Consider the following 2,657-nt stretch of genomic DNA (forward strand, 5'->3'; position numbering starts at 1 on the left):
CCGTATCAAGGCTATTGAAGACCTGCCATGCTGCAACTTTTAATTCAGTTACAAGGCCGGCAGAATTGGTCGAAACGCCCGTAACAATCCCGGCATAGGTTTGAATAGAGCAGGTCTGACAGCCGATCTCGTTCGTCATGAGTCGGATGCCTTGCTGGTGGTGTATAAGCCAGTTTGACATATCGGCCGGTAATGGGTTGGCAAATGTTGCACCGCTTGCCGTGAAGGTCGGTGTATGGTCAAGGCCATCACTTGCGGGTGGAAAAACGTTATTGGCCGTATTTGATGTAATAACGAAGAGTGGAACAGAGTTGGCTGCCTGTAATACTTGGTTGGTTGCGTCAAAATTATCGTATTGTGCAATGCCGGTCGCTCCTGGACCTAATCCCGCAGCTTGGCCCTGAATGTTGGGAGTGCCCAACATAATTTGAGAGCATGTTCCAGCATTGGAGCCGCCATAGGGTGAACAATGGACATTAAGATAGCCTGACGCTCCTTCGGATTGCCCGCCCAGATGAAGTGTTTCAGGTGGTGTTATCCACCAATCTCCCACCGTATTATAGCCACTGGCTTGTGAAGCATCCGGGTAGCGCCCAAGGCCAATCTGGTTCCCATACCACATTGTATAACCGGGGAGTTGGACGGCTTGTGGGCCTGTGGTGTTCGGGTAATGATTGCCCGCAACAGGCATGACCCGCAGATCTTCTGACGATATGAGGGACGTCGTAGAAATGGGGGAGGTGACTTCGGCATTTGCATCAAGCCCAGCAACGCCATTGGGAGTGTTAACTTTTATATCTGTAGTAGCGGTGCCCATAGTTGAAGGGCAGGCCACTGGGCTACCATTCGCATTGACGCTACAGACCATAATAGCTGGCGCAATTGTATGCCATTGATTGGCGTTATCTTTGTAGGCAGAGACTAACGGTTTTCCGGAAGAATCAAGGGATGATAGTACTGTAATGGGCTTTTTTTGTCCTTTACTATCCGTATAGTATAAGTTTTGATTGGAATCTTCTGCATGTGCTATGCTTGTTGTACTATAGAGTGCACAGCACAAAGCACCTAAAGCTGCGCTGCTCCATGCGGTTGAACGGCGGCTGGTGGCTTGGAAAAATTGGTTTTTTCGTGTCTTCACGCGCAAATCTCCCATACGGCTACAGCGTGTGCTGAAGCGTTGGTTACGAAATAAAGTGATGTCCAGAAATTAAATAAGCCTTCCGCCCGGTTATGGGAGAAGGTTGTTGCAACGGCCGATCTCATGACACATCCATCTTGGGGGATTCCCCTAGGAATTGTGTTTTTCTAAATATGTAGATTGGCTATTTTTGTACAAATAACACAAATGCCCCGCGCAAGCAATAGGGATACGTATATCGTTAATTTTAAAGAGTGAGTAACAGTCTGTTCCACAGTATGAAGTTCTTTTGATTTAATGGTTATCATTTCAGATTCAGTGTCGTCTGACCATTGCCAAGTGTCTACCACTCTGTATGATTAGCATAACGTTATCTGAATTTGCGCCTAATAGACACAGCAGGAGTGAGCGGTTCGCTCTGTAATGCTGCTGGAGCTCTAGTGTTGGCGTAATGATGCTTTGAGGAAGCCAATCGGATGAAGCGACTAGTGGTAGATCTCGACGACACCCTGACGCGCCATAACCCGAATACCTCTTATGAGGATATGGAGCCAAACCTGCCGTTGATTTCTCGACTGAGGGAATACAAGGCACAGGGTTTTGAAATCCTCATTCATACTGCGCGGAACATGCGTACCTTCAAGGGAGTCGTTGGCAAGATCAACGCAAATACCCTGCCCATCGTGATTGCTTGGCTGAATAAGCATGACGTTCCTTATGATGAAATTTATGTTGGGAAGCCTTGGTGCGGTACCGAGGGATTTTACATAGATGATCGCGCAGTCCGCCCTGCTGAATTTCTCTCACTCAGCCTGAGCGAGATACATGATTTGATCAGGACACAAAAATGATCGATGTTTCTCCGATTGCACTCATTTTGTCGGGTGCTTGTGTGGGCACTGAGCTTGCAGCAGAGTTCGGTCTTGTGCCGCCTTCGTTTCTTCCGCTCGGTGTTGGGCGTATTTTTGATTTCCAAATTGATGGTTTACGCAAAGACCTGCCGGATAATATTCGTTTATTTATTACAGTTCCCGAATCGTTTAATATCCCACCTCATGACCGACAACGTCTCCGTGAAAAAGGTGTTACGCCAGTACCGGTCCCGGCTGATCTTCATCTGAGTGAAGCTATAGTCTACGCGATTAATGTTATCGGTGCTTATGCTTGCCCGGTGCATATTTTGCATGGTGACACGATTCTGGGTCAAATTCCGACGGGTACAGATATTGTTGCTGTGCGTCCGGGGGGAGATGATTACTCTTGGGCTGCCGTTCATCACGAAGAGGGCAATGTTCTTCGTCTTGAGACACTGGCAGCAACTGACGATAAACCGGCAGATACTCCTATTGCATGCGGTTATTTTGCTTTTTCGAATGGAGTTGAACTCGTGCGTGCGTTCAGTCAAGCGCGCAGCAGTTTTGTGGAAGGGGTTAACCGTTATCTGGTGCAGCACCCATTGCGCCGCGTTGAAGTCGAAGAGTGGTTTGACTTTGGCCATATTCAAACCTATTTTGGTTGG

At 47.9% G+C, this 2,657-nt stretch carries 1 protein-coding gene and 2 pseudogenes; 2 read left to right on the forward strand and 1 reads right to left on the reverse strand.

Annotated features, from left to right (window positions below; all coding sequences use genetic code 11):
* A pseudogene (locus tag NTH01S_RS11295) lies at nt 1-1,138 on the reverse strand (hypothetical protein); the annotation flags it as partial.
* A gap of 488 nt (nt 1,139-1,626) precedes the next feature.
* On the opposite strand from NTH01S_RS11295, the gene NTH01S_RS11300 reads away from it, so the two are divergent.
* Both NTH01S_RS11300 and NTH01S_RS11305 read left to right on the forward strand, forming a co-directional pair.
* Nucleotides 1,627-1,989, forward strand: a complete 363-nt coding sequence (locus NTH01S_RS11300) for an HAD family hydrolase (protein ID WP_370664327.1) — start codon at nt 1,627-1,629, stop codon at nt 1,987-1,989.
* Nucleotides 1,986-2,657, forward strand: a pseudogene (locus tag NTH01S_RS11305) (capsular biosynthesis protein); the annotation flags it as partial. The gene NTH01S_RS11300 and the pseudogene NTH01S_RS11305, both read left to right, overlap by 4 nt.

The organism is Neokomagataea thailandica NBRC 106555 (assembly GCF_001598495.1).
GTDB classification, from domain to species: domain Bacteria; phylum Pseudomonadota; class Alphaproteobacteria; order Acetobacterales; family Acetobacteraceae; genus Gluconobacter; species Gluconobacter thailandicus_A.